At 45.0% G+C, this 24,926-nt stretch carries 18 protein-coding genes; 11 read left to right on the forward strand and 7 right to left on the reverse strand.

Annotation, left to right across the window (positions count from 1 at the left end; all coding sequences use genetic code 11):
- Positions 1–34: 34 nt before the first annotated feature.
- Positions 35–2,266, reverse strand: coding sequence for a GH25 family lysozyme (locus DXA87_RS07475; protein WP_117503726.1), 2,232 nt, complete (start codon positions 2,264–2,266; stop codon positions 35–37).
- 333 nt (positions 2,267–2,599) lie between these two features.
- Entirely contained in the window at positions 2,600–4,453 is a 1,854-nt protein-coding gene (locus tag DXA87_RS07480; protein ID WP_015552279.1) for a sugar phosphate nucleotidyltransferase, read from the reverse strand.
- Between the two features lie 556 nt (positions 4,454–5,009).
- On the opposite strand from DXA87_RS07480, the gene DXA87_RS07485 reads away from it, so the two are divergent.
- Entirely contained in the window at positions 5,010–6,593 is a 1,584-nt protein-coding gene (locus DXA87_RS07485; RefSeq protein WP_158553044.1) for a hypothetical protein, read from the forward strand.
- A gap of 226 nt (positions 6,594–6,819) precedes the next feature.
- Here the strand turns inward: DXA87_RS07485 and DXA87_RS07490 are convergent, their stop codons facing one another.
- Positions 6,820–8,436, reverse strand: a complete 1,617-nt coding sequence (locus tag DXA87_RS07490; RefSeq protein WP_158553045.1) for a hypothetical protein — start codon at positions 8,434–8,436, stop codon at positions 6,820–6,822.
- A 274-nt stretch (positions 8,437–8,710) separates the two neighbouring features.
- Between DXA87_RS07490 and DXA87_RS07495 the strand changes: the two genes are divergently transcribed.
- The 8 genes from DXA87_RS07495 (at position 8,711) to DXA87_RS07530 (ending at position 18,483) form a co-directional block, all read left to right on the forward strand.
- Positions 8,711–10,327 (forward strand): O-antigen ligase family protein, encoded by a 1,617-nt coding sequence (locus DXA87_RS07495; RefSeq protein WP_015552280.1) that lies wholly within the window; start codon positions 8,711–8,713, stop codon positions 10,325–10,327.
- A 67-nt stretch (positions 10,328–10,394) separates the two neighbouring features.
- The gene (locus tag DXA87_RS07500; protein ID WP_015552281.1) at positions 10,395–11,702 is read left to right on the forward strand and encodes an HAD-IIIA family hydrolase; all 1,308 of its coding nucleotides are present in this window, start codon (positions 10,395–10,397) and stop codon (positions 11,700–11,702) included.
- Between the two features lie 224 nt (positions 11,703–11,926).
- On the forward strand, positions 11,927–12,922 hold the full coding sequence (locus DXA87_RS07505; RefSeq protein ID WP_015552282.1) for a kinase: 996 nt from the start codon (positions 11,927–11,929) through the stop codon (positions 12,920–12,922).
- Between the two features lie 192 nt (positions 12,923–13,114).
- On the forward strand, positions 13,115–14,383 hold the full coding sequence (locus tag DXA87_RS07510) for an AAA family ATPase (protein WP_015552284.1): 1,269 nt from the start codon (positions 13,115–13,117) through the stop codon (positions 14,381–14,383).
- Complete coding sequence (locus tag DXA87_RS07515; RefSeq protein WP_015552285.1) at positions 14,376–14,966, forward strand: hypothetical protein; 591 nt, start codon at positions 14,376–14,378, stop codon at positions 14,964–14,966. The genes DXA87_RS07510 and DXA87_RS07515 overlap by 8 nt, the downstream gene beginning before the upstream one ends.
- Before the next feature lie 209 nt (positions 14,967–15,175).
- Entirely contained in the window at positions 15,176–15,883 is a 708-nt protein-coding gene (locus tag DXA87_RS07520; RefSeq protein WP_348982211.1) for a glycosyltransferase, read from the forward strand.
- A 218-nt stretch (positions 15,884–16,101) separates the two neighbouring features.
- The gene (locus DXA87_RS07525; protein ID WP_015552287.1) at positions 16,102–17,079 is read left to right on the forward strand and encodes a glycosyltransferase family A protein; all 978 of its coding nucleotides are present in this window, start codon (positions 16,102–16,104) and stop codon (positions 17,077–17,079) included.
- A gap of 15 nt (positions 17,080–17,094) precedes the next feature.
- Complete coding sequence (locus DXA87_RS07530) at positions 17,095–18,483, forward strand: sugar transferase (protein ID WP_015552288.1); 1,389 nt, start codon at positions 17,095–17,097, stop codon at positions 18,481–18,483.
- A gap of 65 nt (positions 18,484–18,548) precedes the next feature.
- On the opposite strand, the gene DXA87_RS07535 is transcribed toward DXA87_RS07530, so the two are convergent.
- Positions 18,549–19,970, reverse strand: coding sequence for a flippase (locus DXA87_RS07535; protein ID WP_015552289.1), 1,422 nt, complete (start codon positions 19,968–19,970; stop codon positions 18,549–18,551).
- A 112-nt stretch (positions 19,971–20,082) separates the two neighbouring features.
- On the opposite strand from DXA87_RS07535, the gene DXA87_RS07540 reads away from it, so the two are divergent.
- Both DXA87_RS07540 and DXA87_RS07545 read left to right on the forward strand, forming a co-directional pair.
- The gene (locus tag DXA87_RS07540) at positions 20,083–21,387 is read left to right on the forward strand and encodes a hypothetical protein (protein ID WP_117503731.1); all 1,305 of its coding nucleotides are present in this window, start codon (positions 20,083–20,085) and stop codon (positions 21,385–21,387) included.
- A 20-nt stretch (positions 21,388–21,407) separates the two neighbouring features.
- Complete coding sequence (locus DXA87_RS07545; protein WP_015552290.1) at positions 21,408–22,610, forward strand: hypothetical protein; 1,203 nt, start codon at positions 21,408–21,410, stop codon at positions 22,608–22,610.
- A 49-nt stretch (positions 22,611–22,659) separates the two neighbouring features.
- Here the strand turns inward: DXA87_RS07545 and DXA87_RS07550 are convergent, their stop codons facing one another.
- The 3 genes from DXA87_RS07550 to DXA87_RS07560 all read right to left on the reverse strand — a co-directional run bounded on the left by DXA87_RS07550 (position 22,660) and on the right by DXA87_RS07560 (position 24,826).
- A complete protein-coding gene (locus tag DXA87_RS07550; RefSeq protein ID WP_015552291.1) occupies positions 22,660–23,106 on the reverse strand; it encodes a type II toxin-antitoxin system antitoxin SocA domain-containing protein in 447 nt (148 codons plus the stop codon).
- 27 nt (positions 23,107–23,133) lie between these two features.
- Positions 23,134–23,676: an ATP-binding protein gene (locus DXA87_RS07555; protein ID WP_158553046.1), complete on the reverse strand. Its 543-nt coding sequence runs from the start codon at positions 23,674–23,676 to the stop codon at positions 23,134–23,136.
- A gap of 136 nt (positions 23,677–23,812) precedes the next feature.
- Entirely contained in the window at positions 23,813–24,826 is a 1,014-nt protein-coding gene (locus DXA87_RS07560) for an acyltransferase family protein (protein ID WP_015552293.1), read from the reverse strand.
- Positions 24,827–24,926: the final 100 nt, after the last annotated feature.

A 24,926-nucleotide genomic window follows, 5' to 3' on the forward strand; every position in this document is an offset into this window, starting at 1 on the left:
GTTTTTTACTGACACAGAGTCTGATATTACAGTCTTACTTCGGTCCACTAGTCTGATATTCGGACAAATTCGACGACGAAGAAGAACTTGGTCTTCCCGGCACAGTCGTACTGGAAGAACCGGAACCATAGTTATAGTACGCATTAGCGCTTCCCGGTCCGGCCACGTTGCCGGTGTCTGTATAATAATTGTTATTGCTGCCTGCTGCATTGCCGCCCGGCACTGTAGTTGATGCAGAGCCAGAACTGGAGCTTCCGGAACCTGAGCTGCTGTTGGAGTATCCAGGTCCGCTGGTCTGATAACTGCCGGAGGTGCTTGTTCCACTGTTGGAAGTGGAAGTAGATGTACTGTTTGAAGTTCCCGGACCGCCTGTCTGGTAATTACCAGCCGACATACCCGTATTCGTCTGGGAAGATCCGGCAGTCGTGGCTCCGGTCGCAGTGGTCGTCGAACCACCCGGCGCGGATCCAGCCGCAGCATTTCCGCTTCCGCTATTACCCGTAGTAATCCCACTCTGCGCATTCCCCGCCGCCGGAGTACCTATATAATTTCCGTTCGCCACAGTCCCGGCCGTTCCCGGCGTATAAACACTTCCCGCCGAGCCGCCGTCGATCGCGGACGTCTCACTCAGGCACACACCGCTCTGGTTAAACGTATAATTCACATTATTCACAACAAATGACCCGTTCACGATCATCTTGCCATCCGCCGGATTCAGATAATAATACCTTCCGCCGTCATTCAGCCAGCCCGTGATCATATGTCCGGCCTGATTGAAATAATACCAGCTCTTATCGATCTGCTTCCAGCCCACCGCCATCACACCGGATACGGTGTCCATATAATACTTATTCGTTCCGTCACTCTGCCATCCGATGACCATCCGCCCGTCGGTGTGGAGATAGTAGAACTTTCCGTCAAGCTGCATCCATCCGGTCATCAGCTTTCCTTCATTATTGAAGTAATACCAGTAACCGTCAAGCTTCGTCCAGCCAGCCGCCATCGCGCCGCTTGCGTCAAAGTAGTACAGCAGGCCGTCGATCGTCTGCCAACCCGTCAGCATCGTTCCATCCTGCTGGAGGAAATACCGCTTTCCATCAATATCCGCCCATCCGCGGACAAGCTTACCGTCGCTGTTAAAGTAGTAATACTTCCCGTCCATCTTCCGCCATCCGGTCACCATAGAGCCGTTGCCACGCATATAGTAATAATCGTTTCCGATCCGCAGCCATCCGGTCACCATCGCACCGTTTAACAGGTAATAATACGTTCCATCAACCTGAATCCAGTCCTTCGCCATCGTACCGTCGGAGTTTAAGTAATACCACGCGTCCTCCGCCTTCAACCATCCGGTCTTCATCTGTCCGGTAGCAGGGAGAAGGTAGTAATACTGGTTGTCGAGAAGCAGCCAGCCCTTAAACTGGGTTCCGTCCGCGTTCAGATAATACCAGCTCTGCCCGTCATTGATCCAGCCCGTCTGCTTTACATAATTCTTATAATAATACCATTTATCCCCGATCAGCCGCCACCGGTTCGCCGGAAGCTTGCTGCTCAGATCCTTAAAGGTAAAGTTGATATCCACATTTCCGGTGATGCCGTTTACAGTACCCTGATTTGATGCCTGCCAGAGGGCAGCACCCTGATAAGTCGGCTTCGAGTCATAACGGGCAATCCAGACATCATAGTGGACCTTCGTCATATCGATCTTATTGCTGATCCAGTAGTCGTTGGTATACACCATCGGATAATATCCAGCCGTCTCAACCTTCTTACAGAACGCGTTTATGATATCCGCGATCTGGGACGGCGTCAGCCCGTTCATTTCCTGCGCTTCCACATCGAGGACCACCGGATAGGAGATCGGATAATCCTTGATGAGATTCAGAACAAAATCCGCGTCGGACTCCGCCATCGCCGTAGTCGTTGCGTAAGAATAAAGGTAAACACCGACGCGGAGGCCCGCCGCCGCTGCCCCGCGCACATTCGCATCAAAATACGGATCCACCGCATTGTTATACCGGGTACCGATCATCGCAAACTGGATATCATCAGCGGCGACCGCGGACCAGTTGATATTCTGCTGCCACTGGGAAACATCGACGCCCCGGGACAGGATACCGGTAAGCACGGAACCGTCGCTTCCGATATAGGAGCCGGACGCGTTCTTCTGCCAGACGGCCGCCAAGGCCGGGAGCGCCGGTGACACTGCGGAAAAAGCCATGACGGCACTTAAAAGAAGCGCCGCCGCCCGTTTCTTTTGTCTCATGGAAATCCCCCTTTAAAAGTTGTATATAAAAATTCTTATCTTGCAAGCTGACAGACCTGATGCCGGATGTAACTGCCGGTACCAGGCAGCGCTGTACTTCCGAAACCGTCGATCAGCTATAAAAAAGATCCCGGGATAACTGTATTCCTGTCACAGCTCCATCCCGGGACTCTATGGACGTTATCTGCGTATTTTCAGTATAGCATAAAATTACAGATACGTCTTGCGAAAATTCGATTGAAAATGCGGCGATTATTCGGCTTTTCCGGACCAGTTCCCTGACCTGCGTTCTTACGAATGTCGCACCAGGAAAGCTGCAGACCGCCAGTATGGTTATCTCAGTGTCCCGCCGTCTCCGATTCCAAGAAATTCCGGTGCGGTGATGATCTTCTTATAAAACCGCTTCGCATACCGGTACATCACGATCGTATAATCGCCAAACTCCTCGCCAACACTGCTCTTATACACCGCCCACAAACACCACAAGAATCCGCCGAGTGCGATATACGCGTAGTAGACGAACCGCTCCTCGGCTGTCGGTTCCCTGTGCAGGTATGTTGTAATCAGCTTCTCGACCTCAAGATCATTATAATAAGAATAGATCGCGCACATACTCACGTCGATCAGCGGATCGCACATACCGGAATATTCCCAGTCGATCAGGCGGAGATCCCCATTCGGCAGGAACAGAAAATTATCGCAGACACTGTCGATATGGGACAGAACCTTCGGACGGTTCAGACGGTCGAGGCGGTCCAGCAGTGTCATCATATGGGACTTTACTTCCGGATAATCCTCAAAAAGCTTCTTCTCATATCCGCGGCACAATGCCTCATAGAAGGTGATCCGCTCCCGGATATCAAAAGAATGGTCCACATGGAGCTTGGAATCATGAAGCTTCTCCACAAGCGCCATGCACCGCGCCACATCGTCCCAGTTGCGCGGATCGCTGTTGCGGGCCCCCTCATAATATTCGGAGATCTTATAACCGGTCTCCCCGTTCATGTATACAACATGCTCGGTGATCCCGTAATCCTTTACCGCGTCATAGACCGCCTTTTCCTGTTTCCGGTTGATCAGAAGCTCCGTCCCCGGTCCCGGAATCCGGCAGATATAGGATTTATCATGGACCTTAAAAAGGAACGATTTATTTGTCATACCCGTCTTCAGACACTTGATTCCTGTGATTTCAGACTCCGGAACCTGAAGTACCCTGGAGATCAGCTCCATAGCAATATTGTCGGAGTGGTTCCGGTAGCGCTCATCGAACAGGCGGAGCTCTTCCAGATTCTCGAATTCGTAAACCTGATTCTCCGGCTGTTTATTGATGTACATTTCCGGCACCGGGAAATGGTGTTTGCCCGGAAGATGGCTGTCGACCTCACCGTTTAAGAGATCCGCGAGAACCTGTTCCCAGTACATCTGCTCTGTTCCGGGGGTATGATAGTATTCCTCGAGGATCGGGAAGAATTTTTCCGAGAACTCCTTCGAGAAGAACACCGGTCCGTACATGACCCAGGAGTCCTCACCGCCAACCTTGACACCGGTGAGCAGACCTTTTTTGCTCGTCTCGAGGCACCACTCGGAAGTTTCTCCCTTCATAAATACAGAAGAGTACCACGCACCGCACTCGTAGGTGTGATACATATTGCTGCGCATCCAGTTGTCGGAAGAGAGGAGATAGGTGTTCCTTCCGATAAAACACTCCCGGGCGCGGTAGAGTGTCGTAAGCGTATTCTTGTTGTGGTATTCCGGGTTATAGAGGAGCTTCACGCCGAACTTATCAATCAGGTATTCGAACTTCTCCTTTAAATAACCGACAACGATCGTGATATCCGTGACACCGGCCTCGTGGAGCTGTTTGATCTGGCGCTCGATCATGCGCTCGCCGTAGACCTCAAGAAGTCCCTTCGGTGTCTCAAACGTCAGCGGAACAAATCTTGACCCGAATCCCGCCGCAAGGATCACGGCGCTGTCCATCCGGTAATTCCTTAAAAGCTCCACACCGCCCTTTAACAGGGAATAAGATCCGTCCGCCGGATCAAAGGTAAAAAGCTCCCGGTCCAGACCTTCCTTCACGAGATGGTTGCAGGTTCCGAGAGAAAGATTCATCGCCGCCGCAAGCTCCCGCTGTGTCATCTTGTTGTTCTCATAAATATTTCTGCAGAGTAATCCCAAACGATCCATAGCAATCCTCCGAATCAAAGGTGATTCCGTCACTTATTATTGCTGTTTAATAATAAGGAAGAAACTGATAAAATGAACATGTTCAAAAAACAAAAAATAATAGATGTATATGAACATTATATCACGTACTTCTGATAATACAAGATAATATTTTGAACATGGAAATACTATGTTCAAAATATATTAGAATATGTAATGAAATGAACATGCGATAATGACACGGTCCTGCCACAAAGCTGCCACAAAGTGGCAAAATGGGCATATTGTACTAATATCTATACAAAAACAGCCAAAATCGCCATCTGCGTAAGAATTTCGTAAGAAAATTAAAACAAAAAAGGTATGGAAATTCTTAAGAAAATATACTATAATACCAGTGTATTCGAGGTACAGAGTATTTCTGGAAGCGAAGTAAGATAGTTCCTTTTATTAGAAATTCTTCATTTTTTGTAAAAAAACTATTGATAATTTTACTTATCGGAAGTATAATGGCTTCGTAATGCAATTAGGAATTTCAAAAAGCGTTTCAAAAAAACAAAAGGAGAGTGCATTAATTATGAGAAAGCAGACTAAAATTGCTGCAGTAGTATCCGCAGCAGCTCTGTTAGCATTAGGCGCTTCCATGACATCTTTCGCAGCTTCCAAGGGAACCTGGATGATGGTTGATGGCGAGTGGTATTGCTACGACAAAAACGGTGACGCATATACAAACGTATTCTGCTCCAGCAATGGTAAAGAGTACTACGTAGGAGATGACGGACAGCTTGTTCGTTCCGAGTGGGTTGACTACGATGGTTCCTACTATTTTGTAAACAGCAGCGGTGCTAAGATCACAAACGACTGGAGATTAACAACTCCGTACGATGATGACACAGCTGACGAGGAGTGGTACTACTTCAAGTCCAACGGTAAGAGAGCCGAGAACGAGAAGATCACTTACAAGGGAAAAACATACTACTTCGATACAGACGGAAAGATGCTCACAGGTTGGGTAACAACTGGTGACGGCGCAACATCCGTTAACGAAGCTACTGGTTATGAGAAAGACCACACATTCTACTGTGACGAGACAGGTGCTCGTGTAGAGGGTGCATGGGTTAAAGACACAGAGCCGGGCACAGACGATGACGATGCAGATGCAGACGAGTACTGGTACTACTTAAAGAAAGCTACCGGTAAGCCGGCAACAGGCAAGCAGTCCAACATCAATGGTCAGATCTACCTCTTCAACGAGGAAGGTCAGATGCAGTATGGCTGGGTAGCTCGTTCTGATTCTTCCACAAAGAACTTTGTTCAGTTAGACAAGGAAGATGAAGAGCAGGATATGATCCTCTTAAGCGAGTATGCAGACAGCGAAGTTTACTACTGCGGTGATGAGGATGATGGACACGCAAAGAAGAATAAATGGTTAAAGACATGGCTTCCGAGTGATACAGAAGAAGAGGAAGATGACAAAGAGTGGTTCTGGTTCGACAAGAACGGTAAACTCTACAGAGCATCTGGTTCTGACGCTACTGTAAAGGCTCAGAAGTATAAACTCGAAGAGGGCGACCTCGTTTATGATGGTGGTAGCATTACTGGTGTAGAAAAGAAGAAAGTTAACTCCAAGGATTACTGGTTCAGACCGGATGGTGTTATGCTTGCTAAGTTCTACATGATTGGTGACAATATGTACTACTTCGGCGGATCTGATGACGGTTCTATGAAGACTGGTTCTCAGACAGTAAAAGACAACACTGGTGATTCCTATAAGTTCTACTTCTATACAAAGGATACTTATGGATACAAGAAGGGTGCCGGTGTAGTAGGTAACCAGAGCAACAAGCTTTACTACTATGGTATGCTTATCCAGGCTGACGATTACAAATATCAGTTAGCTACAATTACAAAAGATGGCGTAGACTACAGCTTCATTGTTAACTCCAATGGTACAATTCAGCACTCCAAGAGCACTGAGTATAAAGAGGATGGCGATGTATTAATCGCAACAGGTATTAAGATTGCAGGAAAATCTACAGAAACTAAGTTTGTAGAGAACGGTCAGTTCAAGTATGCAATCAGCAATGAAGCTAACAACTGGGATACTGTATCTAAGAATGTTAATGACATTGATATGAGCGGTTTCGTTCAGGGTAAGTAATCCAAGTGATTAATTAAAATTAGAAATTCTAATTGCAAACATGATGGGCAGGAAGTGATTCCTGCCCATTTTTTGCATAATTTTTGTATAAACGTAAACAGATGGAGAAAAATCTTCGCCTGAATTGTGTAATCAGCATTCATATAGCAAAATCAGGCAGGGAAATAATCCCTGCCTGAAATCGTTTTGCAATTAGAATTTCTAATTCAAGATATTATTGAATAGATTACTGGAAGAAGTTTCCAAGATTTACATCGATAACATCTTTCTTGATAGTCTTTGTATCTTCGATAGCGTATTTAGCCTGACCATCTTTTACGAATGTTGTCGGAATAACAACGTCCTTACCATCTTTGTCTTTCTGAGTATAAGCGCCAGTCTTAACTAATACATCGCCGTCTTCCTTATACTCTGTATTTGCTGAGTGCTGGATTGTACCATTGGAGTTAACGATGAAGCTGTAATCAGTACCATTAATCTTAATTGTAGCTACCTGATACTTGTAATCATCAGCCTGAATCTGGAGACCATACCAGTAAAGCTTGTTGCCCTGGTTACCAACTACACCAGCGCCCTTGCTAAGACCGTGATTACCATCCGGAGTCTTGTAGGATGCAGCCTGATCTTTTGTATAGAAGTAGAACTTATAAGTATCACCAGTATTGTCCTTAATGGACTGAGAACCAGTCTTCATGGAACCGTCATCGGATCCACCGAAGTAGTACATAGCATCGTTGATTAAGTAGAACTTAGAAAGCATTACGCCATCTTTTGTGAACCAGTAATCCTTGGAGTTAACTTTCTTCTTGGAGATAACACCTGTAGATTCATTAGCGTCTTTCTTAAGAGTACCCTCATCAAGTTTGTACTTCCAAGCGTCAGATGCTGTTGCAGAACCTTTGTTTTCGCCGCTTCTGAAGAGTACACCGTCCTTATCGAACCAGAACCACTCTTTGTCATCATCCTCTTCAGATGTGTTGTCCGGAAGCCATGTCTTTGTCCACTTATTCTTTTTAGCGTGTCCGTCATCCTCGTCGCCGCAGTAGTAAACTTTGCCTGTTGCTTCTTCCATAGCGATCTCGTTGTCATCCTCGTCAAGACGAAGGAACTTAACGTCAGAATCAGTTGCCTCTGCTACCCAACCATACTGCATCTGGCCATATTTGTTGAAGAGGTAAATCTGACCATTGATGTTGGACTGTTTGCCTGTTGCCGGCTTACCAGTTGCCTTCTTTAAATAGTACCAGTACTCATCCTCATCGGCATCGTCATCAGATACGCCCGGAGCTGTATCCTTAATCCATGCACCCTCCACACGAGCACCTGTCTCGTCACAGTAGAATGTATGACCATCTTCGAAGTCTGTTGCTTCGTTAACGTTTTCTTTCTTATCACTTGTTGTTGTTACCCAACCTGTGAGCATCTTTCCGTCTGTATCGAAGTAGTATGTTTTTCCTTTGTAAGTAACCTTTTCGCCTTCAGCTCTCTTACCATTGGATTTGAAGTAGTACCACTCCTCATCAGCGCTCTCGTCATCGTACGGAGTTGTTAATCTCCAGTCGTTTGTGATCTTAGCACCAGCGCTGTTTACGAAGTAGTAGTTTCCGTCGTACTCAACCCATGCAGAACGAACGAGCTGTCCATCCTCACCTACATAGTACTCTTTACCATTGCTGGAGCAGAATACGTTCTCGTATGCGTCACCGTTTTTGTCGTAGCACTGCCACTCGCCATCAACCATCATCCAGGTTCCCTTGGAAGCTGCGAAAGATGTCATGGAAGCGCCTAATGCTAACAGAGCTGCTGCGGATACTACTGCAGCAATTTTAGTCTGCTTTCTCATAATTAATGCACTCTCCTTTTGTTTTTTTGAAACGCTTTTTGAAATTCCTAATTGCATTACGAAGCCATTATACTTCCGATAAGTAAAATTATCACAAGTTGCGGGAGTGGGGAAAATCAGACGGGGGAGGAGATGGGAGAGAGGAACGGGAAGATAAAATTAAGAATAATTTCACAAAAAGGAAGTAAATTCCCACCGGGGCAAGTTGCTATAAAAGTCGAAGGATGTTATAATATAATAGATTTTTTATGAGGTGACGAAAGGAAGTAAATTCATGGCAAACAGAATAAAGAAGAAAGAGGAGACGAAAAGCAGCTATCAGGATAATGTTGCTTTGATCATGGGGGCATTTACGCTGATCGTTCTCTGCGTGCTTCCGCTGGTGTTCCACGATTTCTATTTTGATATTCTGGAGACAAAATATCAGTTTTATAGTGCAGCTGCAATCGCAGCACTCGTGATCATGGGCGGATATGGCCTGGCGAGCGGGAAGATGATCGAGTGGTTCTCAAAGTTTAATTTCCAGACATGGAGAAAGAGCATGAATGTGTGCGACTGGGCAATGCTGGTATTCTGGATCTGCAATGTGCTCTCTTGGATATTCTGCAAAGATTGGAAATGGGAAGCGTTCTGGGGGACATCCGGACGTTATAATGGCGTGTTTCTTATGACCGTTTACATGGCTTCCTACTTTCTTGTAACCAGATTCTTTAAATTAAAACAATGGTATCTGGATGCATTCCTTGCAGTCGGTATCTTTGTATGCGTATTTGGAATCACGGATTATTTCCAGATGGATATTCTGGGATTTAAGGTAAACATGATGGATGAACAGAAAGCAATCTACACATCCACATTTGGCAACATCAATACTTATACGATTTATGTGGCGGCACTCTTAGCTGTTTCGATGGTTCTGTTCACACAGGAGAAGAACCAGAAGAGAATGCTCTGGTACTTCGGAAATATGGTATTATCAAGCTTTGCACTGATCATGGGTACCAGTGATAACGCGTACCTGTCCTTAGCGGCGATCTTTGGCCTGGCTCCGTTATGGTTATTCAGGACGAAGACAGGACTCCGCAGATATGTGATCTCCGCAGCCACATTTGTTACGGTGATCCTTTGCATCAATGGGATCAACCAGGCATATGCGTCTTCTGTACTTGGAATCGACAGTGCGTTTGGTCTGATTGCAAAGCAGAAATTCCTTCCGGTTCTTGCGGCACTTCTCTGGATCGCGAGTGCAGCACTTGTTGCTAGGAGCAGAAAGCCGCAGGCGCTGATGAACCGCACAAGCTCTGATGAGATGAATAAGATCGCGGTTTATATCTGGCTTGGCGTTATTGCTGTTGTGTGCCTTGGGGTTGTTTTTGTACTCTATGACGCAAACGCAGCGGGACATGCGGACAAATACGGTGCGATCAGTTCCTATGTCGTTTTTGATGATAACTGGGGAACACAGCGTGGTTATGTATGGAAGCGGGCAGTCGAGATCTTTACGAAGAAACTGACTCCGATTCAGAAGGTATTCGGATACGGCGCAGATACTTTTGCGCTTCTCATGCAGTACTATTTCCCGGCGGACATGCAGAATGGAAAGATGGTTATCTTTGACAGCGCTCATAACGAGTATTTGCATTATTTAGTTACCATTGGATTCGCCGGTATGGCATCTTATATTGTATTTATGATGTCTTCTGTTGTGGCTATGGCAAAGCGAATGAAAGAGCAGCCGGTCGTTGCGGCGGTTATGCTGGCTGTTTTAGCATACATGATCCAGGCGACTGTTAATATCAATCTGCCGATCGCTATGCCGATTATTCTGCAGCTGCTTGCTATGGGTGTTGGATGCAGGAAGACGGCGGTCAGTGAAGAAAAGAAAGACTGAGTAAGTAAATAAAACATATGAGACAATAATGGGGCAGGCAGATTTCTGCCCCATGGGAGGAAATATTATGATGCAGGCAGTCATCATGGCCGGTGGAAAGGGAACGAGACTGGCAGCACTTACAAAGGACGAGATTCCGAAGCCGATGGTTCCGGTTGCCGGAAAGCCGCTGCTTTTATGGCAGGTGGAGCGGCTGAAGGAGAACGAAATTACAGATATTATCATGGTGATCGGACATCTTGGCGATAAGATCAAGGAATACTTTGGTGATGGAGAAAAATTTGGTGTTTCGATCCGGTATTTTGAGGAGACAGAGCCGCTTGGAACAGCGGGATCTTTCTATTATTTAAAGGATATGATCCACGGGGATCGGTTTGTCATGATGTCCGGAGATCTGTTCTTTGATATCGATTTTCAGCGGATGATCCGCTTCCATGAAGAAAAAGGTGCGGTGGCGACGCTGTTTGTACATCCGAATGGGCATCCGTTTGATTCGGATCTTCTTGTGCTCGACAAAGATGACAAGATCACGGCGTTTGATTCCAAGCATAATGTGCGGGATTATTGGTATAAGAACTGCGTAAACGCAGGTATTTTTGTATTTGAAAAGAAGATCTGTGACTATGTGCCGGAGCCGGTGAAACGGAACCTTGAGAATGATGTGATTAAGGGCATGTTAGAGGCCGGAGAGCCGATCTACGGGTATTGTTCTCCAGAGTACGTAAAGGATGTCGGCACTGTGGACCGCGTAAACCAGACGCTGGCGGATATTGAGCGCGGTGTAATTGCGGGAAAATGCCTTAGAAATAAGCAGCGTTGTATCTTTATGGACCGGGACGGCACGATCAACCAGTATAAAGGTCTGGTGTACAAAGAAGAAGACTTTACACTGGAAGACTGCGCAGTCGACGCGATCCGGAAGATCAACCAGTCCGGAAGACTTGGAATCGTTATCACAAACCAGCCGGTGGTTGCACGGGGACTCTGTGAGATCGAAGATGTAGAGAATATCCATAAAAAAATGGAAACACTTCTTGGAAAAGAGGGAGTGTTCCTGGATGATGTATTCTACTGCCCGCATCACCCGGATAAGGGATATCCGGAGGAGAATCCGGCTTATAAGATCCCGTGCGAGTGCAGAAAGCCGAAGACTGGTATGATCCAGAAGGCGGTGGAGCGGTATAATATTGATCTCGCGGGATCCTGGATGATCGGCGATACGACGATGGATATCCAGACCGGGATCAACGCAGGAATGCGTACGGCGCTGGTACTGACAGGTGAGGCCGGAAACGATAAGAAATATGATGTGAAGCCGGATCTTGTCTGCAGGGACCTTCTGGATGCTGTAGAGAAAATTTTGCAGATGGATTGAGGATGGTAAAACTCATTTGAGAACTGAGAATACCAGACTGGTTTACTGAAACGATAAAGACAAGACTGGTTTATAAACCAGTAAGTATCATGATATTGAACTGTTGCGAAGAATTAAAGCATTAATACAGGATCATCTAAACGTAAATGGTTAAACATTTATGTGCCAGGAAATGACAGATGGTTCCATAGATGCATAACTTATCAAGTAATTAGGAGTTAATTATGATTATCACACAGACCCCTTTTAGAATGTCCTTCTTCGGAGGCGGAACTGACTTTCCGGACTTTTATAAGGAACACGGCGGAGCCGTAATCTCAACAACATTTGATAAATACTGCTATGTAAATGTGCGCCATTTACCGCGCTTTTTCGATTATTCCACAGAGCTTTCCTACTCAAAGATCGAGCGCGTGACGGATGTCAACGATATCAATCATCCGGCGATCCGCGAAGCGATGAAATACCTGGATATGCAGGAGATCCGCCTTACCTACGAGGCAGACCTTCCGGCAAGATCCGGACTTGGAACGAGCAGTTCCTTCGCGGTTGGAATGTTAAACGCGTTCTATGCGTTGAAGGGAAAATACGCGGATAAGAGAAAGCTTGCAGATGACGCGATCTATCTGGAGCGAGTTCTCTGCAACGAGAGCGGCGGCGTTCAAGATCAGATCGCGGCGGCGTTCGGTGGATTGAACCGTATCAACTTCAATGCCGACGGATATGAGGTAAATCCGGTTATTATCTCCCCGGAGAGGAAGCAGCAGTTAAACCAGAACCTGATGCTGTTTTTTACCGGATTTTCCAGATTTTCTTCCGATATCCAGCAGACAACGGAAAAAGCACTGGTAGATAAGCAGAAGCAGCTTCTTGAGATGTTGTCTCTGGTGGATGACGCGGAGAAGGTTCTCACATCCAAGACAGACCTCAATGAATTCGGAAGACTTCTTGATTATACATGGAAGCTGAAACGTGGAATTTCAAATAGAATTTCCACAGATTCCATTGATGGTCTCTACGCAAAGGGAATGGTAGCAGGCGCGCTTGGCGGAAAGCTTCTCGGTGCTGGCGGCGGCGGATTCCTGCTCTTCTATGTGGAGCCGGATAAGCAGGAAGCAGTTCACAAGGCGATGGAAGAACTCTTATATGTTCCCTTTGAGTTTGAGAACAGCGGTACGAGAGTGATCCATTATACGCCGGAAACGTATGAAAAGCGGTAGGGGGCATATAATTAATTGGTATGAGGCATGATTTCAGCTACTGCAAATATGTAGGAGTTTTCTGAAATGAAAATTCTGTGTGATATTGTGGAGGCAGCAGGATTTGCTTATCTGGAACGCACAGTGCCGGCAAAATTGGTTACAGGTCGTACAGTGTAGGAAATGTAGCAGATTTCAAATCAGGAGGAATATATGAAGCTGGTATTGAAAAACATTGGAAAAGTGCAGAATGCCACGGTAGAAATTAATGGTATCACGGTCATTGCGGGTGAGAATGATACGGGAAAAAGTACGGTTGGAAAAGCACTGTTTTCTGTGTTTAACAGTTTTTACAATATAGACAAAAAACTTGCATCGGAGAGAGAGGGGAGTATATATAATCAACTTCAGTCGATGCTCAGAGAATCACTACTCGATGAGTATTTTTATATTAATCCGAGTGAGTTGGCGAAAGAAGTAATTACTTTTAATGAGAAAAAGGAAACAGGAGACGAGTTAAAAAAAGAGATTTTTGATGCTATTGCAGCGTATGATAACAGAATTCCCGAAGCTATTTCAAAAGATGCAATTGAGGCCACTGCAGATCGGATAATAAAGATTCTGCTAATACCCGATGATGAGATACTAAAAAGCATTCTGCAAAAGAATCTCGACGTAGAATTTTGTGGTCAAATAGGAAATGTTTTTTGTGAAGATGAAAGCTCTATTCAGCTCGGAATCCGCAATGAGAGCACAGAGGTGGTTATATCGAAAGATAGAGTGATGGATGTAATAAAGCCCATCAGACTAGGAACCGAGGCAATCTATATTGATGATCCGTTTGTGCTAGATGAACTTTCAGGGGGATCTGGTCGCATGTGGATTGGGGTACCGCGTTATCCAGACCATAGGACACATTTGAAGACTTGCTTGAAAGTCGCATCAAGAAATCTGAATGTAGTCGATGAGATTGTAACAAACGAGAAATTTGATCAGATTTACGAAAAAATTTCAAAAGTTTGTGAAGGCGATGTTGTAAGGGATAAGCGAACCTCCGTTGGGTATCGGGTGGGAGAGTATCGCTTGGATGTAAAAAATATGTCGACTGGTTTAAAAACATTTGCAATTTTAAAAAGTCTGTTGACAAACAACTATATTGAAGCCAATGGTACAATCATTTTGGATGAACCAGAAATTCATTTGCATCCGGAATGGCAACTACTATTTGCAGAACTAATTGTGCTCCTGCATAGGGAATTTGGGCTTCATATATTATTGAACACTCACAGTCCATATTTCCTTAATGCGATTGAAGTATATTCTGCCAAATATCAGGTTTCTGAAAAGTGTAAATATTATCTTACTGAAAATGTAGATAAGGTGTCTCAGATAAAAGATGTAACGGACTGCGTTGAAAAAATTTACAGTAAGCTTGCAAGACCGTTACAGGAATTGGAAAATGAGAGGTATCACTATGAGTGATCATAATCTATATGATGTATTTAGTGATTATAAATCTACATTAAAAGAATGTTCAAAAGATAATAGTGATCCTAAAAATGTCAAATTTATGACAGAATCTCAGCTGGAAGTGATAAATTTTGATGGAATCAAAACGAAGTATACAAATGACCTAGCACTTTCGGAGATATGTGCGGCATCAGTAGATGCGTTGCTTCAAATGGACGAAGACTTAGCGTTTGTTGAGTTTAAAAACGGAAAAGTTGATAAGCGAAATGTAAAAGATAAAGCTCGTGATAGTCTACTGATGCTGTGTGATCTTATGAAGAGAACAATATCTTATACAAGAGAACACTTGGATTTTATCGTGGTATATAATGAAGAAAGGAATCCACAGCCTAATCAGCTTAAGAAACAGGCAGTGCTGGATTCTCCGTCACGAACTGCAATTGGCAAATATTTTTTGAGTAAGGGAAATGAGGAACTTATCCGATTTGATTTAGAACGGTACGAGCATTTATATTTTCGTGAAGTGCATACCTACACAAAAGCTGAATTTGATAAGTACATAGAAGAAAAATTTGCGGGTGGAACAGTATCGTGAAAAAAGAGTATTCAGTTTTGATGTCTGTATATCAGAAAGAAAATCCGGAATACTTCCGGGCAGCGTTAAGCAGTATTTTTTATCAGACAGTTCTGCCGACAGAAATTGTATTGGTATGCGATGGACCCTTGACGGCAGCGTTAGACGCGGTGATATTGGAATATGAAGACAGTTGTTCAAAAGATACTCCACGGAGCACACGAACAGATATGAATGATCGTGTGATGCCGGATGGAAAGCGGGACATGCCGGGAACAGTATTTCGGGTCGTCCGTCTCACGGAGAATCAGGGACTCGGAAAGGCTCTTAACGAAGGTCTCCGCCACTGTACCTGCGAGTGGATCGCCCGGATGGATACAGACGACCTTGCGGCGCCGGATCGGTGTGAAAAGCAGCTGAAATATCTGGAAAGGCACCCGGACGTGGATGTGCTGAGTGGGACGATTGCGGAGTTTCAGGGAGACGCATTGGATGTACAGGCGGCGGAAAAGGTAGTTACCTCCTATAAAACTGTTCCGCAGACGCCGGAGGAGATTTTCAGGTATATCAAACAGAGAAATCCGATCAATCACCCATGCGTGATGTTCAAGAAATCAAGTGTGGAGCTCTCCGGCGGATATCAGCCGTGTCCGTATTTTGAGGATTATGATCTGTGGGTGCGGATGTATCGGGATCAGGCGGTGCTTGCAAATCTTTCGGATACGTTGTTATACATGCGCGTGAATGGAATGCATCAGCGCCGGGGAGGAATCCAGTATGCAAAATATATTGTTGAGTTCCGGATGAAGATGTATCGGTATCAGGTGATCACATTTGGGGAATTTCTTCCGATGACAGTGGCTCGTGTGCTTGTGAGCCTGATGCCCAACGGAGTGCGGAAATATCTGTATGATAAGAAGTTGAGGAAACATAAGTGAGAGTCAAGCCAATTGAGACTCAGATTGCACAGCAGCAGGAAGCGTACTGGTTTGATTACTGCCGGAGGAACATATTAGTGTTGCTTTCCTGTGACTGGCGTATCAACCGAACAGTTTTTGACCTGTTAACTGTCCGTTAGTTGATTTCCTGTGGCTGGTGTATCAACTGCGTAGGCCTGTAAAGCTATTATTGAGAGGTTACAATAAGAGGATTTGATATGAAACTTTTAACGATAACAGTACCCATGTATAATGTGGCAAATTATATAGAGGAATGCCTGAAATCTTTTCTTGTTCCGGGCGCAGAAGAAGCTCTGGAGGTGCTGGTCGTCAATGATGAGACCCCGGATAATTCCAGAGAGATCGCGGAAAAATTCGTCGAAAAATATCCGGAAATCTACCGGATCATCGATAAGAAAAACGGTGGACATGGATCCACGGTGAACCGCGGAATCGAGGAAGCGTCAGGAAAGTACTTCAAAGTGGTTGATGGGGATGACTGGGTCGATCAGAAAGCATTTGAGAATTTCCTCGCGCATCTGCAGAAAACGGATGCAGATATGGTCCTCTCTAATTATCACTGGGTCGACGATAAAACGAAAAACAGAAAAGAAGAAGTCAGTGAGATCTGCCCGGGAATCGAGTATGGAAAAGATATCCCGTTTAGTGAAGTAAAAGACCACATCTTTGCTAAAATGCATGCGATCACATATAAGACATCTGTATTGAGAAATCAGCCGGAGAGGCTGGATGAAAAGTGCTTTTATGTGGATGCGGAATATGTGATCTTCCCGCTCCCATATATCCAGACGGTCTCTGCAATCCCGGATTTTGTGTATCAGTACCGGATCGGTATGAGCACACAGAGCATGAGCATCGAAAATATGATGAAGCGCTGCAGCCAGCATGAGCGGGTACTGAAGCGGATTATGGATTTTTACGACAAACATAAGACATGCGCCGCTGCGGAAATGATCCGCGATATGGCGGCGAGACTGGCGGTCAGCCAGTATAAGATCTATCTCAGTTTTCCACAGAGCCATAAAACCAGGATGGTGGCGATGGAAAAAGAGATCAGGGAAAAATTCCCAGAGGTATATTCTCAAATGAAAAATCCAGCGGTACAGGTACTGCGTAGTACAGGATATCTCACATATGGACTTGTCTCCATGGCCGTGAGATACGCGCGGAAATAGGAAGGATAAAGTTACATGCAAAGCAAGAAAAATGGCAGACAATTCGAACAATATAAACGGGTCGTAAAATTCCTTGGCTCGGTAGTGATTGTACTGCTGGAAGTGATCCTGTACTATTATGTCTGGATGAATTACTACAATAGAAACATGACCATCGCATTCTGGCGGAGAGGTAACTGGCTGATCATCGGCGAGTATCTGGCATTGCTGCTGTTACTCCACAGGACGTATGGCGGATTGAAGATCGGTATCTATAAATACTGGAACCTGGTTTATTCCCATATGATCTCGATCATAGGCGTCAATGCGTTCTCCTATGTGCAGGTCGTTCTGTTTGATAAAAAGATGCATAACCCGACGGCGCTGATGATCCTGACAGTAGTTGATTTTCTCGTGGTTATGGTGTGGGCGCTGGCGTATAAGAAGGTGTACGCGTTCCTGTTCCCGAGAAAACAGCTGCTCCTAGTATATGGGGACAAGTCCATGTTCCACCTGATGGGACGAATCGACTCCCGAGAGGACAAGTATGAGATCGCGAAGACGATCTCCATTGATGAGGGAATCGGAACAATCATCGGACAGGCTGGGGAGTATGATGGAGTGATCATCGGGGATATCCCATCGGAGAAGAGAAATGAGCTGATGAAACGCTGCTATGCCGGAAATATCCGGAGCTACACAGTTCCGAAAATTAGCGATATTTTGCTTCGTACGTCAGTGGAACTCAATATTTTCGACTCCCCGCTGTATTTATCCCGGAATATCGAAGGTCTTCCGTGGGATCAGCAGGTATTAAAACGGATTGAGGATGTTCTGGTTTCAGGTCTTATGCTGCTTATCACAAGCCCATTTTTCCTGATCATTGCGTTATTGATTAAGTGTACGGACCGCGGTCCGGTATTTTATACACAGACGCGTCTCACGCTAAACGGCAAGGAATTCCCAATCTATAAGTTCCGCACGATGGTAGTCGATGCGGAGAAGAAGAGCGGCCCGGTAAAGGCCGGGGATAAAGACCCGAGAATTCTCCCGGTGGGACATTTCCTCCGCGCGACAAGACTTGATGAGCTTCCGCAGCTTTTAAACATATTAAAAGGTGACATGAGTCTCGTAGGCCCGCGCCCGGAACGCCCGGAGCTTGCCACGATCATCACGAAGAACATTCCGGAGTTTGAATACCGCCTGAAGGTAAAAGCAGGGCTCACGGGATACGCGCAGATCTACGGAAAATACTGTACGACCAGCTATGATAAGCTGAAACTGGATCTCACCTATATCCGGAACTACTCGATCTGGATGGATCTGAAGCTGATCCTGATGACACCGAAGGTTCTCTTTATGAAGGAATCAACGGAAGGATTTGAGGAAGGTGGATTTGAGGATCCGGCGTTGAAAGAAAAATAGAGAAGATAAAGACTTCGCGGGCGATATCGTCTCCGACGTCCCTAAATGGGGGCGGCAGAATGGTATTACCCGCGAAGTTTTATTTTGTACCGAAGAAGAAGCAGGACAACCAGATAAACGGGGAAAAATACAGCCGCTGTGACGCAGAGCATGAAAAATGTATGAAGATGCAATGCGGTGTGCAGGAACAGCAGGATCACAGTAGCTGGAACCAGAGCAAGCAGGATCTTCTTTAACTGCATTAAAGTGCAGAAAGAACGGATCTCACCGCGGATAAACCACAGCTGGACAAGCAGAACAACGATCTCCGCCGCCAGAGTTCCAAGAGCGGCACCGGAAGCTCCGAGCACAGGAATCAGGACAGCATTCAGGATCAGGTCGGTCACAGCCCCGGCACAGGTCGAGTATACGACGAGCTTTTCACGGTCTGTCGGGACGAGAATCTGGATTCCGATCGTGTTTGTCAGACCGATACAGATCAGCGTCGGGAGAATGAGTCGCATTGGCAGTACCGAGTTTTCATAGGCGGGGCCGTAGAACAGGTCGATACTGTAGTCGGACATGACAATAAAATACACGCAAAGCGGGATCGCGAATACAGTGACAAAGGCAAAGGACCTTCGGATCAGCTCCCGGAACTTTTCAAACTGTCTGTTTTTAATATAGTAGGAGATCCGCGGAAGAAGTACACTTCCGAGACCGGCGACGATCGTAGCGAGCAGTTCCTTTATCTTCACAGCAGCATTATAGTAGCCAACAGTCTCCGAATCTTTAAGAAATCCCAGCATCACCGTATCAAGGTTTGTGTAGATCGTCGTTGTAACGGTGAGCGCAAACAGGATCAGGATCGGTCTTAAATGCCGCTTTAAATGGTACGGGCGCTGGGGGACAAAGGTAATATAGCGTCTTGCATGGAAGAAGTTAAAAATATTCGATCCGACACTGGCGAAGATCGTGAGAAATCCGTACTGGAGATAATCTTCCTGGGAACGGATCATCGCGAACATCAAGACAACGGAGAGTGCCTTAAAGGCGATCGAGCGGAACGTAATATACTGGTACTGTTCCAACGCCTTATAGAGCCATTCCATTCCGACCAGGTTAAAGAGGAGTGAGATCCCGCAGACAAGGAAAAGCACCCGGTCATCCTGAAATTTTGGAACAAAGGCGAGACATAAGGCGAAAACCAGGCAGACAAGCAGGGTCATCGCCGCATTGATCAGGAAGATCTCCTGAACTGTCTGCGAAAGTCCTTTTTTATCATCGCGGACACCGGCGCAGGCGCGGATCCCGTAGGTGGGAATTCCCAGAGACGCCGTCATCGTAAAATAAGACACCACAGACACGGCAAAGGCAACGCGTCCGGTGCCATCCGGAAGCAGGATCCGGGACACATACGGATAGGTGATCAGAGGAAAGATCAGCGAGGATGCAGCCAGCAGGATATTCATAATAAAGTTTTTTCCAAGCGATGCCTGCACAGCCATAATAGGTTCCTCCTTTTCGATATCAACCAGTATAACATAGTTGAATGGGGGTGTCCATGGAATTAAAGATGTGTTATAATCGGGAAAGTAATAAAGACAAGGAGGCAGCAGCGTGCGAAATTTAAAGACACTGTATGTTCGTAACGTATTAGAAGACCTGATAAAAAAGAAAGTGGCGGTAGGAAGCTTTATCGTGATCTGCGCAGTCCTGTTCGGAATGCTCGGAATCGTCCAGGGCGGAAAGGCCGTGACGGAGACGGAAGAGCAGAAGCAGGAGATCGAGGAATATAACGCGAAGATCGCGGAGTATGATTCGGCGATCGAAGATACGCAGAATGCGATCGCGGAGGCGGATAAGCAGATCGAGAGCCTGCAGGAATATATCGATAACTCGATTTACATGCAGATCGACCCGAATAATATCCAGACGGTATCGGTGCAGTATGGACTTAAGACCAGCAATAATGTGGGAAATATTTTGAATTCTTTTATTACCTATATTAATGATGGTGGATTGAAGGAAGAGCTTTCTGACACGGATGAGGATCTTAAGGTGAAGTATTGGCGTGATATCGTAAGTTGTTACCAGAGCAGTAATAACCTGATCGTAACAGTAGTCCACAGTGATATGGACCAGGCAAAGCGGATCATGTCGATCATCAAAGAGCGTGTCATGAATTATGTGCCGAAGGTAAAGAACCTTCAGGGGGACTTTTCGCTTGAGGAACTGAAGATTTCGGAATATGTAAAAACAGATACAGGAGTCGTAAATAACCAGAATAACAACCGCAACAATTTAAAAAACTATACGACAAACCGTGCAGACCTGAATAACAAGCTGATAGGTTTCCAGAATAGTAAAAAGACCTATATTGAGAAGAACGAGCCGGACAACTTAAAGGCGGCGGACACGAACACAAAGGTCCTCATGGTGGCATATATTCTTCTTGGAATTCTGTTCGGAGCAGTAATCGCGTTTGTAATCGTAGCGCTTAAATACATTCTCGGAGATACACTTCGGACAGCGAACGATATTAAAGAATCGGATCTCAGCCTTCTGGGAACATACAGCGCTCCCAACCAGTATAAGCCGGATCTGGAGCGCAGCAAGATGGATGTTGAGGTTCTTGCAAAGGCGAAAAATGCGGACAAGGTCTTCTTCTATGTAATGTCAGACGACGAGATATCAAAGAAAGTCGCAAAGGATTATGAGGAGAGCCTGAAAGCGTCTGGAATTGCGGTGGAAACCGGAAGCAATATTTCTGAGAGTGCAGAAGAGTTAAAGAAGATGATCGCCTGCGGTAACTGCGTCTTTATCGCGGAAGTCGGAAAGACAACTTACCGCCAACTGGAGCAGCAGACTCGTCTTTGCGAGCGATTTAAGACGGCGGTTCTCGGTTGTGTTGTAGTTGAATAGCGGGAATGGAGTTAGCTGGAATGAAAGAAAAACAGTTGAAACGGCGGGTTCAGGAGAAAATTGCTGATCCGCAGTGTGGGGATGATCTGTTCCTTATCGGGTATGCGATGTACCTTGCGACGACGGTATGGGTCACCACGATGTTTCCGATGACAAAGATGGTCCAGGCCCTCTGCATGCTGATCTCACTGATCTGTATCGCAATAAAAATATTTCTGTACGGGAAATATTCGATGAAAAAGGTGCTGATCCTGGTGGTCACAGGGCTTTACTGTGTTGTGGGGCTGTACAGGAACCACTATGTGTATCCGCTGATCTGGTTTGTGCTGATTGCAGGAAGCGACCAGGTACCGTTTGAAAAGATTCTGAAGGTATATCTTCTGATCGTTGGAGCTATTGTGTTTCTTGCATTCGCGGCCTCTATGCTGGGAGTGATCCCGAATCTGCAGTATGAGACTTCGACGAGAGGAATCCGAAATTCCTTTGGAATCATCTATCCGACGGACTGCGGTGCGCATGTATTTTTCTGGATGCTTACGTTTTTTTATCTGAAAGGAAAGAACTTGCGAGGAGTTCATTATCTTTTTGGGCTGATTACTACATGGGCGGTATATCACTTTTGCAACGCGAGGATCGACGCAGGAAGTATTTTGATGACAACATCGCTTTTTGGATTGGGAAATTTTATTTCCTATGATTCGAAGTGCAGCAGGAGAATAAAACGGATCTGGGAGAGACTGTGGGAACGACTTGGAGGAATGGTGATGCCATTGCTTGCATTTGTCTCTATACTATTTACGTATCTATATAGCGATGGAAATCCGCTTTGGGCGAAAATGGACAGCACATTGCTTGCAAGGTTTAGACTTGGAAAACAAGCATTTGAGGAGTATGGACTCAAGCTGTTTGGACAAAAGATACCGATGAATGGAAATGGCGGTACTGTGGAGTGGATTGAAGATTATTTCTTCTTGGATTGTTCATATGTAAATATTTTATTGACCTGGGGATTGATCTTGTTTTTGAGTGTGATGATTTTGTTTATTTACAGTTGCACGAAGAACAGAAAAGACCTGTATTTTCAATATGCAATTGCAGCAATTGCAGTAAACAGCATGATTGCACATCACTTGATGGATGTCGCGTATAATCCATTTGTACTGGCAATTGCCGCAGGAGTGATTATGCGGGCATCAGGTTTAGGAAAAAACAGAATAAAGTAAAAACAGGGTACTCATCGAGAAATAGTTTCTGGAATGAGTACCCCTACTTTTATGCGGAGATGAAAAAATCTTTATTTTTAGAAAAATAAGCTATAATATCATCATCATCTAACAACGTATCAGATGATTCATAATAACGACATGTACCACGGGCTGCCTGCCAGGGATATTCTTTGTGGCTCATCTGCTCAAGTTCATCCGCTGAGTAGGAACCGTAAAGCGTCCAAATTTTACGGGCAAAGGCAGCCATCTCATTATCAACCATCACGAGACCGTGATACTGAGGAATATCACTCCAGCCGTATGACTTGTAGTAATGATATAGCTCTCTGGACACCGGTCCGTGAACCCAGGCCTCAAACTGGAAAGGTGCCAGCTGCTCTCCGTACAGCGTTAAATACCAGGAGTAGGCGTAGTAACATATTTTCTGTATTTTTTTATTTGACATAGAACCAAAACTCAACATCAATTCTGAGATGGTCTTTACAGATGACATGAATTCTCTCCTTAGATATAATTTGACTTATATATTATACTCTTTATTTAACTGAATGTCCATGACAAAAAGACATTTATTCTTGTCAAAATCCTTACGATTTCCAGGATAAGAGTTGGGAATCGGCTTTTCGTACGCCTCGATACTGCTGTTATGCAGGTCACATATCTTCTTGGCAGTGTATAAACCAATGCCTAATCCTTCGTCTGTAACCTTCCTGGCATTTTCACCGCGAAATCCCCGATCAAAGATCCTTTCGCATTCACCGTCCGCCAGACGCGGACTAATTGATGAAACTAAAAATATACAGGATGCAGGAGTATCTTTGATGTCCACTTGTATATGCGTTTTCCGGTCGGAATATTTGATAGCATTATCGAGCAATATGAATGGCAATAAGTCCAGACAATCATAGGCTTTTAATTCACCACATTCTCCGTTGGACTTAATATGAATGGTAACGGAACGCTCGTCGGCTTTGTCTTTCAAGCAATGTTTGACTTTATCAAAAATATGATAAATATTATGACCACTTTTTTCCGTTGTTGCGAGAAGTGCCTCATTATACATAAAATCATATGCGTCCATGCGTAGTGTCATATACGAACTTATTGCGTATATTGTTTTGGATAATTCCATATAGAGTGAGAAAATGGAAAAATGACACTCCATGAGTAGATAAACTACTAAGGAGTGTCATTTTCTGTCAGCGTTTAAAACATTTTGAACGTAGAATCATAAATAAGAGAAATAGGGACAAGTCGAGCAGGATTCGGATAATGGTGCAGATATACATATTGGAACTGATATTCCATAATTTTGTTAAATAATCCCATTCAAGCGTGTGTATACAAAGCAGATACAGGGAGTTTTTCCCAATGTACTGAATCGGGCGTGATAAAAAATTATATTGGCAGCAGAGAACACTGAACTCAGATAGCATAAGTGTTCCGGAAAGGGCTGTTATAAAGCAGAGTGGATATGCCGGATAACGTCTGCTTGCGAGCTCAAGGCAATGGTGACCGAGTACATAGGTTATGATTAAAAAGATACCCCATATCAAAGCATATAAGAAAAATTTTTTGCTGGGAGATTTCTTGACGTTAAAAACATTAAAATGCTGACCAATATAAAATAACGGCATGATCGCCAGCACAACATCAAAGGAAAGAGGAAGGCACTGATACTGCCCAATCACCACTCCTGCGATAGAACATAAAAGGCAAATAAGAGGGAACTGCTTTGCGGTCAACTTTAAATGCATATAGTCAAAGAGCGTCTTTCCAATAAAAAGTGCAGGAAAGAACCAGATAACACCGACATATAAAACCTCTGTGCCAAATACAGAAATAGTAACGCCACTTGAAAATATTCCAGCCAAGATGCGTTCTTTCAAGTAAGCAGGAAGGAATGAGGCATCCTGCTGAATGTTTGAAAAATGACGTAATAAATAAACAACCGTCTGAATCGTATAGATCAGAAAAAATGGAAACATAAGGTGCCTGAAACTACGCTGTGTCTTATCTGAAAACTGCTGTGCTGATGAAGATAGCTTTGCTGTGATTCCACTGAGGATAAAGAACAGGGGCATGTGGAAAGAATATATTGCCCCGCTCAAAACACCGGATACTGTGTGCCCGATGATAACGAGCAGAAGAGTGATCCCCTTGGCAAAGTCGATCCAGGGTTCACGATTGGAAGTGGGATGCAAGTTGTTCATGGGTGATATTGCTCCTATGTAATAGTATTAATGTTGATTATACTATACTTTTGCAGTAAAGACTATAGAAAAGGAGAAGTTCTGCATGACGCATGACGAC

Origin of the sequence: Desulfotomaculum sp. OF05-3, from assembly GCF_003435535.1 — a bacterium.
GTDB classification, from domain to species: Bacteria; Bacillota; Clostridia; order Lachnospirales; family Lachnospiraceae; genus Pilosibacter; species Pilosibacter fragilis.